Below are 236 nucleotides of genomic sequence, written 5' to 3'. Positions count from 1 at the left end.
ATGTCGAACTGAATGCTTTACCATCATTATTGATAAATTGAAGCGTATCAAAACCATCTCCACCATCAATAGATGCTCTGGTATTTAAGGTATTAGCTGTTCTTACAATATCATCGCCTGTACCCATATCGACTCTCGCGTGTTGTGATAAGTAGAAGAACGGATTATCTGTATTACGTCCTTCAAGAATATCATTACCCGCACCCATATTAATGGTACCGCCGATATTTTTAAAG

Annotated in this window: 1 protein-coding gene; it reads right to left on the bottom strand. The window is 37.7% G+C overall.

The genetic code is table 11. The features are described 5' to 3' along the window. A partial coding sequence (locus tag ACTHSX_RS10870) for a hypothetical protein (protein ID WP_440379690.1) occupies nucleotides 1-236 on the bottom strand: 236 nt, incomplete at both ends.

This window comes from Neisseria sp. P0014.S002 (genome assembly GCF_051958295.1).
In the GTDB taxonomy this organism is placed as follows: Bacteria; Pseudomonadota; Gammaproteobacteria; order Burkholderiales; family Neisseriaceae; genus Neisseria; species Neisseria flavescens_B.
This window is presented reverse-complemented; position numbering and strand designations above follow the sequence as displayed.